The organism is Pseudoflavonifractor sp. SW1122, from assembly GCF_012027765.1.
Lineage (GTDB): Bacteria > Bacillota > Clostridia > Oscillospirales > Oscillospiraceae > Enterenecus > Enterenecus faecium.
In genome coordinates this window covers 1-13,863 of record NZ_SJOS01000064.1, presented here as the reverse complement: position 1 = coordinate 13,863, position 13,863 = coordinate 1, and the positions used below count along the sequence as shown (strand labels likewise).

Annotated in this window: 12 protein-coding genes and 1 pseudogene; 8 read left to right on the top strand and 5 right to left on the bottom strand. The window is 62.2% G+C overall.

Going from position 1 to position 13,863, the window contains the following annotated elements; genetic code table 11:
- The 5 genes and pseudogenes from E0L15_RS11200 to E0L15_RS11180 all read left to right on the top strand — a co-directional run.
- Positions 1–631 (top strand): annotated as a pseudogene (locus E0L15_RS11200) (DNA mismatch repair protein MutL); the annotation flags it as partial.
- A 17-nt stretch (positions 632–648) separates the two neighbouring features.
- Entirely contained in the window at positions 649–1,566 is a 918-nt protein-coding gene (locus E0L15_RS11195) for a nucleoside kinase (RefSeq protein ID WP_168125653.1), read from the top strand.
- 282 nt (positions 1,567–1,848) lie between these two features.
- On the top strand, positions 1,849–2,673 hold the full coding sequence (locus E0L15_RS11190) for an Mrp/NBP35 family ATP-binding protein (RefSeq protein ID WP_168125652.1): 825 nt from the start codon (positions 1,849–1,851) through the stop codon (positions 2,671–2,673).
- A gap of 181 nt (positions 2,674–2,854) precedes the next feature.
- Positions 2,855–3,628 carry a HAMP domain-containing sensor histidine kinase gene (locus E0L15_RS11185; protein ID WP_168125651.1) on the top strand — a complete coding sequence of 258 codons (774 nt, stop codon included), beginning with the start codon at positions 2,855–2,857 and terminating at the stop codon, positions 3,626–3,628.
- A complete protein-coding gene (locus E0L15_RS11180) occupies positions 3,625–4,122 on the top strand; it encodes a transposase (RefSeq protein ID WP_168125650.1) in 498 nt (165 codons plus the stop codon). Before E0L15_RS11185 ends, E0L15_RS11180 begins: the two co-directional genes overlap by 4 nt.
- Positions 4,123–4,281: 159 nt before the next feature.
- Here the strand turns inward: E0L15_RS11180 and E0L15_RS11175 are convergent, their stop codons facing one another.
- The 4 genes from E0L15_RS11175 to E0L15_RS11160 form a co-directional block, all read right to left on the bottom strand.
- Positions 4,282–4,692 (bottom strand): hypothetical protein, encoded by a 411-nt coding sequence (locus E0L15_RS11175; protein ID WP_168125649.1) that lies wholly within the window; start codon positions 4,690–4,692, stop codon positions 4,282–4,284.
- 12 nt (positions 4,693–4,704) lie between these two features.
- Positions 4,705–5,838 (bottom strand): hypothetical protein, encoded by a 1,134-nt coding sequence (locus tag E0L15_RS11170; RefSeq protein WP_168125648.1) that lies wholly within the window; start codon positions 5,836–5,838, stop codon positions 4,705–4,707.
- 115 nt (positions 5,839–5,953) lie between these two features.
- Positions 5,954–7,396 carry a proline--tRNA ligase gene (proS, locus tag E0L15_RS11165; protein WP_168125647.1) on the bottom strand — a complete coding sequence of 481 codons (1,443 nt, stop codon included), beginning with the start codon at positions 7,394–7,396 and terminating at the stop codon, positions 5,954–5,956.
- A 370-nt stretch (positions 7,397–7,766) separates the two neighbouring features.
- Positions 7,767–8,408 (bottom strand): GntR family transcriptional regulator, encoded by a 642-nt coding sequence (locus E0L15_RS11160; protein WP_168125646.1) that lies wholly within the window; start codon positions 8,406–8,408, stop codon positions 7,767–7,769.
- 206 nt (positions 8,409–8,614) lie between these two features.
- Here E0L15_RS11160 and E0L15_RS11155 point away from each other — a divergent pair, with 206 nt between their 5' ends.
- The gene (locus E0L15_RS11155) at positions 8,615–9,547 is read left to right on the top strand and encodes a carbohydrate kinase (protein ID WP_168125645.1); all 933 of its coding nucleotides are present in this window, start codon (positions 8,615–8,617) and stop codon (positions 9,545–9,547) included.
- A 36-nt stretch (positions 9,548–9,583) separates the two neighbouring features.
- Here the strand turns inward: E0L15_RS11155 and E0L15_RS11150 are convergent, their stop codons facing one another.
- Positions 9,584–10,528 carry an AraC family transcriptional regulator gene (locus E0L15_RS11150; protein WP_168125644.1) on the bottom strand — a complete coding sequence of 315 codons (945 nt, stop codon included), beginning with the start codon at positions 10,526–10,528 and terminating at the stop codon, positions 9,584–9,586.
- Positions 10,529–10,826: 298 nt separating this feature from the next.
- On the opposite strand from E0L15_RS11150, the gene xylB reads away from it, so the two are divergent.
- Positions 10,827–12,308 (top strand): xylulokinase, encoded by a 1,482-nt coding sequence (gene xylB, locus E0L15_RS11145; protein ID WP_168125654.1) that lies wholly within the window; start codon positions 10,827–10,829, stop codon positions 12,306–12,308.
- A gap of 35 nt (positions 12,309–12,343) precedes the next feature.
- Positions 12,344–13,819, top strand: a complete 1,476-nt coding sequence (locus E0L15_RS11140) for a fucose isomerase (protein WP_168125643.1) — start codon at positions 12,344–12,346, stop codon at positions 13,817–13,819.
- Positions 13,820–13,863: the final 44 nt, after the last annotated feature.

Genomic DNA, 13,863 nt, shown 5'->3' with positions numbered 1-13,863 from the left:
GGAGCCTGTGGAGGAGACCCCCGCCCCGGCGGCAGAGCCGGAACCGGCCCCCCAGCCGACCCAGGAGGAGCCCTGGGTGGTGCGGGGCGAGCTGTTCCACACCTACATCATGGTGGAGCAGGGGGACAAGGTGGTGCTCATCGACAAGCACGCCGCCCACGAGCGGGTGAATTTTGACCGCCTCAAGGCTCAGGACTACCGGCCCATGGTCCAGGAGCTGCTCATTCCCATCACCATCACCCCCGGACCCCAGGAGCGGCAGGTGCTGCTGGACGGCCAGGAGGTGCTGGAGGGCTTCGGCTTCCAGCTGGAGGAGTTCGGGGCGGGGAGCATCGCCGTGCGGGCGGTGCCCGACTACCTGGAGACCGGGGACGTGGAACCCACCCTGCTGGAACTGGCCAAAAAGCTGCGCCTCACCGGCTGGGCGGACCCCGGCGCCGCCCGGGACGAGGTGATGCACACCATGGCCTGCAAGGCCGCCATCAAGGGGGGACAGCGCAACGACCCCCAGGAGCTGGAGCGGGTGGCCCAGAAGGTTATGGCGGGCGAAGTGAAGTATTGTCCCCACGGGCGGCCCGTGGCCATCGAGCTGACCCGAGGAGAGTTGGAGAAGCAATTCAAACGGGCATAGCATAGGAGGAACACACCATGGCCTATCAACTGGAGGAAATCAACCGGGCAGTCCGGCAGGATAAGCTGGGATTTATGGAGGAATGTGACCACCAATACCAGAAGAAAGTGGAGCAGGCCGCCGATTTGATCTGCAAGAATATGAAGCTGAGCCCGGTGGTGCTCCTCTCCGGTCCCTCCGGGTCGGGGAAGACCACCACCGCCCATAAAATCACCGCCGAGCTGCAGCGGCGGGGCGTGGGCACCCACACCATTTCCATGGACGACTACTTTGTGCGCCGGGACCCCAGCACCGCCCCCCGCACCCCCGAGGGAGAGATCGACTACGAGTCCCCGGAGATGATGGACTTGCAGCTGCTCAGCCAGCACTTTGCCCAGCTCACCCGGGGAGAGGAGATTCTGGTGCCCCACTTCGAGTTTGCCCGCCAGATGCGCAACGACAGCAAGGCCGTGCCGTTGAAGCTGGGCAAGGATGAGGTGGCGATTTTTGAGGGCATTCACGCGCTAAACACCAAACTCACCGCCGGACACCCCAACGCCACCCGGCTGTACATCTCCGCCCGCAGCAATGTGATGGACGGGGAGGTGCTGCGCTTCAAGGGTACTTGGATGCGGCTGACCCGCCGGGCGGTGCGGGATTTCAACTTCCGGGGCACCGACATTGTGGGCACCCTGGACATGTGGGCCAACGTGCGCCGGGGGGAAAAGCTGTACATCTCCCCCTACAAGCACACCGCCCATATGCTCTTCGACTCGTCCCTGCCCTATGAGGTGTCGGTGATGGCCTGCTATGCCCGCCCCCTCATGGCGGCGGTGCCCGAGGAGAACCAGCGCCGCCACGAGCTTTTAGAGCTGGTGCGGGCCTTTGACTGGTTCGAGACCATCGAGCCGGGGCTGGTGCCCAAGGATTCACTGCTGCACGAGTTTATTGGGTGAGTATGAAATGAATAACGAATAATGAATAATGAATAACTGTGGTGTGCCTGCGGCACGGATTTCCATAGATCGGGCGTAGGGGAGGGGCTTGCCCCTCCCGAATGTCCCAGGACAATGCCAGGGGAGTGGCGGGCCGGGCAAGCCACGGCCCCTACCACCGTAGAGTAGCTTTTCCCGCCTCACCCGTTGTAACGGGGCACAAACTGTGGTAAAATAACCAAGTTACTTTGAACATGAGGAAAAAGTCTGCCCTCTGGGCAGACTGTATAAGGAGATGTTTCCATGAGTGAATGTACCCACGACTGCTCCAGCTGCAGCTCCAACTGCGGCGAGCGTCAACAGCCCCACGACTTCCGCAAGCCCTGCAACGCCCACTCCCACATCAAAAAGGTGATCGCCGTGGTCAGCGGCAAGGGCGGCGTGGGCAAGTCCACTGTCACCTGCTCTCTGGCCGCCGCCATGGCCGCCCGGGGCAAGAAGGTGGGCATTCTGGACGCCGATATCACCGGCCCCTCCATCCCCCGTGCCTTCGGCATCCACCAGCACGCCATGGGCACCGATGACGGCATCCTGCCGGTGGAGACCGCCGGCGGCATCAAGATGATGAGCCTGAACCTGCTCACCGACAACGAGACCGACCCCGTGATCTGGCGTGGCCCCGTCATCGCCGGAGCGGTGGAGCAGTTCTGGACCGACGTGGTGTGGGGCGAGCTGGACTACCTGTTCGTGGACATGCCTCCCGGAACCGGCGACGTGCCCCTGACCGTGTTCCAGTCCCTGCCCGTGGACGGCGTGGTGGTGGTCACCGCGCCCCAGACCCTGGTGGGTATGATCGTCACCAAGGCCGTGCGCATGGCGGAGATGATGAAGGTGCCCGTGCTGGGCCTGGTGGAGAACTACAGCTTCTTCCGCTGCCCCGACTGCGGCGGCGAGCACCCCATCTTCGGCGAGAGCACCATCGACGCCCTGGGCGCAGAGCTGAACCTGCCTGTGCTGGCCAAGCTGCCTCTGGATTCCTCCTTGGCCAACGCCATGGACGAGGGCACCGTGGAGGGCTACACCCCCAATCCTCTGGCCCAGGTGGCCGCCCAGCTGGACGCTGAATGACAAATGTTCCAATCCGTGACGGTGCGCCGTCACGGATTTGGCATTTTTAGGAAAATTTTTCTGGGGTGCTTGTTGCCCACGTCGAAATCTGGTATAATGGGTCATACTGAACGGGCCCTGATTTTTCCAGAGAGAAATGGGGCTTCTTTGCATAGGATAATGGGCAAGGGAGGCGTGAGGATTGGAACGATGGATGTTGGAGAGCTCCACCGGGGCGCACATGGCGCAGCTGCGCATGCAGCTGGCCCAGATGACCGCCGCCAGTCAGCTGCTGGAGCAGTACGCCACGGATGAAAAGAGCCGCGCGTATCTGAGCACCATCAACCAAAGCGTGTGCCGCATGCTGCGCCTGGTGGGGCGGCTGGAGCTGGCACGGCGGCTCACCGACGAGGACGAGGTGCGCCTGCAAGTGGCTCCCTTGGATATTACCCGCTGGGGCACGGATTTGGCCCGGCGGCTGGAGGGGGCCTTGGCTGGGGCCAACGTCTCCTTTACCTGGGAGGTGGCGCCGGGGCTGTTCGGGGTGGCAGACGGCGGAATGCTGGAGCAGCTGGTGCTGGAACTGGTGTCCAACGCCGCCAAGACGGCCAGCCCCGTGAAGCTGACGGTGCAGCCGGGCACCGGGTCGGTGCGCATCACCGTGTCCGATCAGGGGCCGGGGCTGGATGCCCAGCAGCTGTCCACCCTCTTTCAGCAGCCCCCTCAGGAGGAGCAGGGCATGGGGGTGGCACTGGCCCAACAGATTGCCCAGCTCCACGGCGGTCTGCTCATGGCGGACAGCAAGCTGGGCTATGGGGTGAACATGGTGGCGGTGATTCCTCTGCGGGATGGGATGCCGCCCCGCCGCCTGGAGACGCCTCTGCCCCAGTGGGGGGACAACGGTCTGGACCCGGTGCTGGTGGGCTTGAGCGACGTGCTCCCCGCACAGTCTTTTGCCCCGGATACACTGGGATGAGCGGTGCGGAGCTGCCTCGCCGGAAGCGGATGCGGCTACCCAACTACGATTATGGTACCGCTGGCTACTATTTTGTCACCGTATGCACCCAAGATAACCGCTGTGTGTTGGGCACGGTGGTAGGGGCCGGGCTTGCCCGGCCCGAACTGTCTCCAGTGGGGCAGATGGTACGGGAAGAAGCAGCACGGCTGCCAGAACGCTTTCCCCATGTGGCAGTAGACAAATATGTGATCATGCCCAACCACGTACATGCCATTCTGCGCTTGTCGGCGAGTTCGGCCCCTACGGCATCGTTGCCTGAGATTCTGGGTGCGTTTAAGTCATTGACCACCCGTAGATGGAACCAAGTAAGAGGTGTTATGGGGGAGCGGCTGTGGCAACGCAGCTATTATGACCATGTCATTGGCAACCAAGAAGATTATTTGCGGATTTGGCAGTATATCGAAGAGAATCCCGCCAAGTGGAGGGAGGACAGATACTACCAGCCGTGGTAGGGGCCGGGCTTGCCCGGCCCGTTGCTTTTCCGGCATTGTCCTGGGGGATTCGGGAAGGGCAAGCCCCTCCCCTACGCCAGCAACGCAAGGAGTCGGCGGAAAAACGCAACACCAGCAAACGACCAGGAGCCTTCCATCGTGGAAGGCCCCTGGTCGTTTTTACCGGTATTTCCCCGTCCAGCGGTAGTGCAGGGGGTCAAAGAGCGCCAGACCCAGGACGAAGAGGGCCATATAGAGCACAAACATGGTGTTGATGAGGTACCGGGCGTACACCTCCCAGGCGGGGACAAAGGGGAGGGTGATGCCAAAGACCATGCCCAAGAGGGGCAGAGAGGTGAGAAAACGGAACAGGTAGTGAAACAGGGCGGTGAGCCGGGGCCGGGGGGAGATGTCCATCAGCCAGGGGAAGAGTTTCTCTCCGGGGGCCTGGCTGAGGTGGGCCTCCACATCCCGGAGAGTCTGCCCGGCGGAGGCCTCGGATAGCCGCCCAATCCAGGCGCAGCAGAACCGGCTCAACAGCCAGAATATGGCGCAGATGACGGTGTTGATGACAAACAGGGTGATATCCATAACAGAACCCCCTTAGTAGTCGCTCAGATACCCCAAATCATTGAGAAACCACTTCATCCAGGTGGTGTCGTACTGGGGGCAGTAGACATAAAGGATGTTGGTGCCGTCCCGCACCACGACGCCATAGTCTCCCTCGGTCTCCTGGGTGTAGAGGGTGTAGCCCTCCCCGGATTCCTCGGTAATGTCCGGGTCCCGGGCGGCCACCAGCTCATAGAGCTGGTGTTGCAGGCCTTGGGCCAGATCCTTGGCCTGGCTCTCCTGGGTCAGTACCAGATACTCCAGGTGCAGCCCCTGCTCCTCCACCAGAATGCCGTCGGAGAGGATGATGCCGGGGTAGGTGTCAGACAGCTGCCCCACGGCGTTGAGCGGGTGGAAGCCCTCCTGCTCCAGGCGGTCGTACATGGCCTGAGCCTCAGGGGTGCCTGCGGAAGTGGACTGGGCCGAGGGAAATTCGGAGGGCTGGGTGGTGGCCTCCGGCGTGGAGGTGGATGGGAGGAACTTGGAGGACAGCATGGGGAGGACCAGGAACAACAGCACCACAGCCACCACAAAGAGCTTCTGGGTGTAGCCCCGGCGGAAGCGGCGGCGCTGGGCCACCTCCGGCTCGGCGGCCTCAAAGGGCCCGGCGTAGGGAATCTCCTCGTATGGCTCCTCCGGGGTATCCGCTTCCTCCTGGTCGCTTTCCCGCTTGGGGCGGTAGGGCTTGTAGCGGGAGCTGTCGAAGAAGTCGGCGGTCTCCGCCTGGATGTACTTGCCGTACCGGAACCCCAACAGGGTGAAGATGGCCCACAGGACCAGCATAGCTGCGCCCAAGGCCCAGGTATATTGGTAGAGACGGGTGGCGAAAATCACCATCACGCCCACAAAATAGAGCTTGATGGGCAGGTTGGTGAGGGAGCAGTAGCGGGACATGGTGTAAAACTCTTTGGCGTAGCCCGAACGGCGTTCCATCCAGGCCCAGAGCTGGTCATGACGGTCACGGTTGCGGTGCATGTGATCGTCCTCTGTCCGGGTCCACAGGTACATCTGGGCGTCCACGGGTTTGAGTCCGGCGGTCATGTACAGGTAGCGGGAGAGAAGCTTGTCGGAGAGAATGGACAGGGCGAACAGGACAAACAGAGAGATTAGAACGGGTTCACCAGGCATAGTATTCAAAAACCTCCTTTACGGGGCACATATTATGACCAAGTTGCATTTTTTCGACATGCTAACAGGCGTACCATGCCGGGGGACAGGATACGCCTGTTATAATGTCTGTCAATTAGTAAGCAACGCCCCAGTACACCATGTGCTTGGCGGGCTTGCCGCACACGGGGCACACGTCGCCCAGGTGCTCCTGCTCCAGGGGGATGCAGCGGGAGGACACGCCCGCCACTTCCTTCATCTTCAGCTCGCAGGCTTCGTCGCCACACCACATGGTCTTGGCAAAGCCGCCCTGGGTGGCCATCTTCTCCTTGACCTCCTCCAGCGTGGAGCAGGGGTAGGTGTTCTCGTCCAGGTTGCGCTTGGCCCGGTCGAAGAGGCTCTGCTGAATCTCCTCCAGCAGGTTTTTCACGGTCTCCTCGATGTTGTCCAGGGAGACGAAGGTCTTCTCGCCGCTGTCACGGCGCACCAGCACGCACTGGTTCTTCTCCATGTCCTTGGGACCCAGCTCCAGGCGCAGGGGCACGCCCTTCATCTCATACTCGGCAAACTTCCAGCCGGGAGACTGCTCGGAGGCGTCCATCTTCACCCGGATGCCGGCGGCCTTCAGGCGGTCGCACACGGCCTGGTTGGCCTCGATGACGCCGTCCTTGTGCTGAGCCACGGGGATGACGATGACCTGGGTGGGGGCGATGCGGGGGGGCAGCACCAGGCCGTTGTTGTCGCCGTGGGTCATGATGACACCGCCAATGAGGCGGGTGGACACGCCCCAGGAGGTCTCAAAGGGGGTGTGCAGCTGGTTGTCCTTGCCGGCGAAGCTCACGCCGAAGGCACGGGCGAAGCCGTCGCCGAAGTAGTGGGAGGTGCCGGCCTGGAGGGCCTTCTTGTCGTGCATCATGCACTCCACGGTGTAGGTGGCCTCAGCACCGGAGAACTTCTCCTTATCGGTCTTGCGGCCCTTCACCACGGGCATGGCCAGGTAGTTCTCGCAGAAGTCGGCGTAGATGTTGAACATGCGCTCGGTCTCTTCCATGGCCTCCTCGGCGGTGGCGTGCATGGTGTGGCCCTCCTGCCACAAAAATTCCCGGTGGCGCAGGAAGGGACGGCTGGTCTTCTCCCAGCGCAGCACGGAGCACCACTGGTTGTACAGCTTGGGCAGGTCCCGGTGGGAGTGGATGATGTGGGAGTAGTGCTCACAGAACAGGGTCTCAGAGGTGGGGCGGATGCAGTAGCGCTCCTCCAGCTCCTCGCTGCCGCCGAAGGTGACCCAGGCGCACTCAGGGGCGAAGCCCTCCACGTGGTCCTTCTCCTTCTGGAGCAGGGACTCGGGGATGAGCATGGGCAGATATACATTCTCGTGGCCGGTCTCCTTGAACTTCTCGTCCAGAATCTTCTGGAAGTTCTCCCAGATGGCGTAGCCATAGGGGCGCAGGATAAACATGCCTTTGATGGAAGAATAGTCAATCAGTTCTGCTTTGGTGCACACGTCGGTGAACCACTGGGCAAAGTCGGCCTCCATATCGGTGATCTGGCTGACCTGTTTGCTTTTGTCTTGTGCCATAAAACTCTCATTCCTTTTTCAAATAATAAAGGTATCGTAACTATGTATTTTATGGGCCAGAGGGCAAAAAGTCAAGAGCAGAGCGCAAAAAGAAGGGGCTTTGACCCAACGAATCAAAGCCCTTTTCAGCTGCTCCAAAAGTAGCTGTTCACACAAGTAGTTCTGGCCGCCTTGTATAGACATAAGCCCTCGGCAGAGTTTTCCCATCCGCAGATGGAAAAGAAATTGAAATATCGTTTTTTCCGGGGACATGCGCATCGGAAAAAACACTTCTCAGCCCGCCAGTGTGGAATTGGGTCGCCCTTTGACCCAATTATGCATGCAGCGGGCTGCATCCCCTCGAGAAAATGCTGGCATTTTCGAGAAGCATTTATGCTAAATCTTGACACACAGCCTGTTCCACCCGCCGTGCGTTGGCCTCCAGGGCCTTGCAGATCTCCTCCGGCTGGTTGTGCTCTACCCCGGCCAGCATGGCCCGGAAGTCCGAGAGATTGGCCGAAAGGTCCATGCCGTGGGCGGTGTACAGGTTGCGCAGCAGCAGCTGTTGGCCCTGAATGGCCAGCATACTCTTGTCCAGACGGCGGTTGCCGCAGTGGACGTAAAATACCTCCATAAACCGGTGCACCCCCACCGCCAGTTGCTGGGGCGTCCGGGCGGCCTCAAATTCCGCCAGACGTTCCGCCAGGTGCTGGGCCAGGACCTGGTGGTCCTCCCGCTCCATGGACAGCCGGGCGGCGGCACAGTGGAGGGTGGTGGCCAGCTGGGTGATCTCCTCCACGTCCTTGGCGTCCAGGGTCAGCACCCGGGCGCCCACGTTGTTCTCGTAGGCAATGAGCCCTTCCTGTTGCAGGCGGTTGATGGCCTCCCGGATGGGGGTGCAGCTGACACCCAGAGAGTCCTGAAGTTCGTTGACGTTGACCCGGCTGCCCAGGGGCAGACGCAGGGAAATGATATCGCTGCGCAGACGATCGTAGACCTGATCCACCAGCGACCGTTTTTTGATGGAAGCCATGCGGATACCTCCCAATCCGTGGAACCCCCGCAGCAGGGGGCCACAATTGTTTCTTGCAGTATACAGGATAGCAGATTGGGCGGAGAAAGGCAAGAAAAAGGACGGGGGGTCCGGGGAAAAGTTCCCAGCGCCCCCCTTGTCACCGGAGGGAAAACGTGATACAATTTTCTATATGAAAACGATTTCACTCGGAAGGAGAGAGCGTCATGCGCATTGTCACCATCGGCGAAATTCTCATTGATTTGACCCAGACCGGATATAACCAGCAGAACATCCCCATGTATGCCGCCAATCCCGGCGGCGCGCCCGCCAACGTGGCGGTGGCGGCGTCCCGCCTGGGGGCGGACACCGCCTTCGTGGGCATGGTGGGCTCCGACGGCTTCGGCACCTACCTGTCCCAGGTCCTGGAGGAAAACAACGTCAGCACCCAGGGCCTGCGGGTGGGCCAGGGGGCTACCACCCTGGCGGTGGTGTCGGTGAGCGCCCAGGGGGAGCGCTCTTTCCAGTTTATGCGGGGCGCGGACGCCAACCTGACCGCAGACCAGGTGGATGGGGACCTCATGGCCGGGGCGGGTATTGTCCACTTCGGCTCGGTGAGCCTCACCGCCGACCCCGCCCGCACCGCCACCCTCCACGCCGTGGAGCAGGCCAAACAGCAGGGGGTGACGGTGAGCTACGACCCCAACTACCGGGCCGCTCTGTGGAACAGTCAGGACCAGGCGGTGGAGTGGATGCGCCGCCCCCTGTCCAGCGTGGACATTTTGAAGCTGTCCGACGAGGAGATGGAGCTGCTCTCCGGCTCCAATGACCCCGAGACGTGCAGTCAGGTGATGGCAGACAAGGGCATCTCCCTGGTGCTCATCACCCTGGGTTCTGAGGGTGTGTTCTACCGTTTGGGCGACGCCACGGGCGTCGTCCCCGGCGTGCCCACAAAGGTGGCGGACACCAACGGCGCCGGAGACACCTTCTTCGGGGCCGTGCTCAGCCGCCTGAGCCGCCGCACCCAGGGAGCCCTGGAGGGCTTGACCAAAGAGGAGCTGGAGGAGATTCTCACCTTTGCCAACCGGGCGGCCTCGGTGACCTGCTCCCGCAGCGGCGCCATTCCCGCCATGCCTACCCTGGAGGAGCTGGCCCAGTAAGAATAAATCAAATAGCCCAAAGGGCCGAGAGAGGCGTTACGCCTCCCTCGGCCCTTTTTCTGTGTACTGCTGCTCCAGCTGGTCCAGCAGCTGCAAACTCCCCTCCGGGGAGTAAAACCGCTCCGCCGAGTCCAGGGTGGGCTGGGGCTGGGTGGTCTGGGAACGTTTTGGCCGACGGCGGTAGGCCTCGGGGGTCATGCCAAAGTGGGTCTGAAACATCCGGGAGAAGTAGCGGTAGTCGGAGAACCCCGACTCCATGCACACCGCCAGCATCCCCTTGTTGGTGGTGGCTATGAGGTGACAGGCGTGGTGAAAGCGCACCGTGGCCACATACTCCTGAAAGCTGTGGCCCAGCATCTCCCGGGCGAAGTGGGATAGGTAGCTCAGGGAGCGGCGCTCCTGCCGGGCAAAGTCGGACAGGCGGATTTTGTGGGCGAAATTCTCCTGCACAAAGGCCACCAGCCGCATGAGCCGGGCGCTGCGCTGCTCCCGTTCCGCCGCCTCCTGTTCCGTGACCTGACGCACGGGCAGGCGGGTGAGGAGGAGATAGAGAATCTGGTTGACCCGGCCCAGGCAGTCCAACTGGTAGAAGGGCGGGCGCTGGAGATAGCGGCGAAACAGGGCGATGAGGGAGGTTTTCAGCCAGGTTGTCTCACCTTCGGTCAAATGGGCGGCGGGAAAGATGGTCTCAGTGTACACCCGTTGGGCGGCGGGAAAGGCGGCGGGGTCCAACTGGAGGCACAAAAAGGTGCAGCTGCCCTCCACCTTGTGAAACTCATGGGGCTGGCCGGGGCTGAACAGCACCAGCTCCCCCGGCTCCACCCGGTGCTCCTGTCCGCCGCAGGACACCAGCAGCGGCTGGTCCAGCACCCACACCAGCTCCCAGTCCAGATGGATGTGGAGGGAGCGGTGGTCCAGGGTGTTGAAAAACAGATGGACGCCCCCCAGGTGAGGATGTTGGACAATTTCCAGGGTCGCCACAGGCCACACCTCCCAAATCGTAAATTTGTATAAGAAATTGTACTCGCCTTGGGGAGAAAATGCAATGGGGTTGTCCGGTTCAAATGGAGAGAAAACCGTGAGTATACGATAAAAAAGTTTGTAAAACTTCAGAACTGACGAAACGGACAAAAGAGGAATGCCCAAAATGTGCACAACGGCTAATATACAAAAACAGCACATTTGTCTAATCACCACAGCAAACTAGTCAAGGACGGCAGGGGGCGGGGGTGGTATGGTAACAGCAGAATGTAACGCAAAGACCGGGAGGCGAGAGACCTTGTACTATATTGGCATTGATTTGGGCACGTCCGCCTGCAAATTCCTGCTGGTGGATGGGGCGGGAACGGTGAGCCGCACGGTGAGCCGGGACTACCCCCTGTATTTTCCCCAGCCTGGCTGGAGTGAGCAGAACCCCCAGGACTGGTGGACGGCCTGTATGTCCGGCATCCCTCAGCTGCTGGAGGGGGTGGACCCCGCCCAGGTGGCGGGCATCGGGGTGGGGGGCCAGATGCACGGCCTGGTGGCCCTGGACGACCAGGGGCAGGTGCTGCGCCCCGCCATTTTGTGGAACGATGGCCGCACTGCCCCCCAGGTGGACTGGCTCAACCATCAGGTGGGCCGGGAGGTGCTCAGCCGCCACACCGCCAACATCGCCTTTGCGGGCTTCACCGCCCCCAAGCTGCTGTGGATGGCCCAGAACGAGCCGGATTTGTTCGCCCGCATCCACAAAATCCTCCTGCCCAAGGACTACCTGGTGTACTGCCTCACCGGGGCGTACGCCACCGACTACTCCGACGCCTCGGGGACGCTGCTGCTGGACGTGGAGCATAAGACCTGGAGCCGGGAGATGCTCCAGCTGTGCCACCTGAGGGAGGACCAGATGCCCGCGCTCCACGAGAGCTGGGAGCGGGTGGGGGCTCTGCGGGAGGACGTGGCCCAGGCCCTGGGGCTGTCCCCCAACACTCTGGTGTGCGCCGGGGCAGGGGACAACGCCGCCGCCGCGGTGGGCACCCAAACCGTGGGGGACGGCAAGTGCAACATCAGTTTGGGCACCTCCGGCACCATTTTCATCTCCTCCACCCAGTTCCGGGTGGACCCCAACAACGCCCTCCACGCCTTTGCCCACGCCGATGGGGGCTGGCACCTCATGGGGTGTATGCTGTCGGCGGCCTCCTGCAACGCCTGGTGGTGTGACAACATCCTGGGCACCTCGGACTACGCCGCCCAACAGGCCCCCATTTCCCAGGACAAGCTGGGGCGGGGCCACGTGTATTTCCTCCCCTATCTCATGGGGGAGCGCAGCCCCATCAACGACACCGACGCCCGGGGCGTGTTTTGGGGCTTAACCATGGACACCACCCGGGCGGACATGACCCAGGCGGTGCTGGAGGGGGTGGCCTTTGCCATCCGGGACTCCCTGGAGGTGGCCCGTAGCCTGGGGCTGAACATTCCCCGGTCCGGCCTGTGCGGCGGGGGCAGCAAGTCGCCCCTGTGGCGCACGATTCTCTCCAACGTCCTGGGCATTCCCCTGGACACCATGGCCACCGAGCAGGGGCCGGGGTATGGAGCCGCCATACTGGCCATGGTGTGCTGCGGAGCCTTTGACAGGGTCCAGCAGGCCGCCCAGGCCCTGGTGCAGGTGAAGAACACCGTGGAGCCCCAGCCGGAGCTGGTGGCCCGGTATGAGGCCAAATATCAGAAATTCCGCCAGATCTATCCCGCCTGCCGGGGGCTGTTTGCCACCCTGGCCCAAGACTAAGAGTATATTTTGAACCTGTAAGGAGGGTTTTTATCATGTTTGACAATATTCCTGAGGTAAAGCTGGGCTTAATCGCCGTGTCCCGCTCCTGTTTCCCCGCCGCTCTCTCGGAGCGCCGCCGGGCCGCCCTGGTGGCCGCCTATGGGGAGGGCGTGTATGAGTGCCCCGTCACTGTGGAGACCGAGCTGGACGCCCGGGCCGCCGTGGACGACGTGAAGGGGGCCGGGGTCAACGCTCTGGTGGTGTTTTTGGGCAACTTCGGCCCCGAGACCCCGGAGACCCTCATCGGCGAGTGGTTTGACGGCCCTGTGATGTACGTGGCCGCCGCCGAGGGAGACGGCGACCTCCACGATGGCCGTGGCGACGCCTACTGCGGCATGCTCAACTGCTCCTATAACCTGGGGCTGCGGGGCCTGCGGGCCTACATCCCCGAGTACCCCGTGGGCACCGCCCAGGACCTGGCCCACGCCATGGAGGAGTTTGTCCCCATCGCCCGGGCCATTCTGGGCCTCAAGGGTCTGAAAGTCATCACCTTTGGCCCCCGTCCCGATGATTTCCTGGCCTGCAACGCCCCCATCAAGGCCCTGTACGACCTGGGCGTGGCGGTGGAGGAGAACTCCGAGCTGGACCTGTTGGTGGCCTATAACAAGCACGCTGACGACCCCCGCATCCCCGAAAAGATGGCGGAGATGGAGGCGGAGCTGGGGGACCACAACCCCTACGCCGGCATTCTGCCCCGTCTGGCCCAGTATGAGCTGACCCTGGAGGACTGGGCCCGGGACCACAAGGGGACTCGCCAGTATGTGGCCTTTGCCAACAAGTGCTGGCCCGCCTTCCAGACCGAGTTCAAGTTCGTGCCCTGCTACGTCAACAGCCGTCTGGCCGCCCGGGGCATCCCCGTGGCCTGCGAGGTGGATATCTACGGGGCCCTGTCCGAGTACATCGGGGTGTGCGTCTCCGGTGGGCCCACCACCCTGCTGGACATCAACAACACCGTGCCCCAGTCCATGTACGACCAGTGCGTGCGGGGCAAGTACGACGTGCGCCTGAACGAGACCTTCATGGGCTTCCACTGCGGCAACACCAGCTGTTCCCTGCTGAAAAATCCCCACATGGGCTATCAGCTCATCATGAAGCGGGACCTGGAGCCCGAGCTGGCCGAGCCGGACATCACCCGTGGCACCATGGAGGGCAACATCAAGGCCGGAGACATCACCTTCTTCCGCCTCCAGAGCACCGCCGACACCCAGCTGCGGGCCTACATCGCCCAGGGCCAGGTGATGGATGTGGACTGCCAGAGTTTCGGCTCCATCGGCGCCTTTGCCATCCCGGAGATGGACCGCTTCTACCGCCATGTGCTGCTGGCCAAGCGCTATCCCCACCACGGGGCTGTGGCCTTCGGCCACCACGGCAAGGCCCTGTACGAGGTGTTCAAGTACCTGGGTGTGGGGGATATCGCCTACAACCAACCCAAGAGCCTGCCCTATCCCGATGAGAACCCCTTCGCCTGAGAGAACAGAAAAAACATCCACATGGACCCAGGTCCATGTGGATG